We start from the raw sequence: 516 nt of genomic DNA on the forward strand, positions 1-516 counted from the left end.
GCAGATGCTAAAGCAGTAGCGGCAGATACCAAAGCAGGTGAAGCTAAGACAGCGGCAGCTGCGGCAGATGCTAAAGCGGTAGCGGCAGATACCAAAGCGGGTGAAGCTAAAGGCCGTGCAGACGATGCTTACAATTTAGCAAGTCAAGCAGATACCAAAGCTGATGGTGCGGTAGCGAAAGCTGAAGCGGCAGATGCTAAAGCAGTAGCGGCAGATACCAAAGCTGATGGTGCGGTAGCGAAAGCGGAAGCAGCAGATGCTAAAGCAGTAGCAGCTGATACTAAAGCCGGTAAAGCGGCAACAGATGCAGCAGATGCATTAGCGAAAGCAGGCGAAGCTAAAGATGCAGCGAAAGCAGCAGACAACAAATCCGCAGCGACAAACGCTAAAGCGGTAGCGGCAGATGCTAAAGCAGTAGCGGCAGATGCTAAAGCAGTAGTGGCAGATACCAAAGTTGATGGTGCGGTGGCGAAAGCTGAAGCGGCAGATGCTAAAGCGGTAGCAGCTGATACTAAA

The 516-nt window shown here is 51.9% G+C and carries 1 protein-coding gene; it reads left to right on the forward strand.

Annotation, left to right across the window (positions count from 1 at the left end):
* Nucleotides 1–516, forward strand: a 516-nt coding sequence (locus tag ACTHTY_RS11595; RefSeq protein ID WP_440367773.1) for a hypothetical protein, incomplete at both ends; no start/stop codon positions are given.

The organism is Neisseria sp. P0019.S002 (assembly GCF_051957155.1).
Classification (GTDB): Bacteria; Pseudomonadota; Gammaproteobacteria; order Burkholderiales; family Neisseriaceae; genus Neisseria; species Neisseria perflava.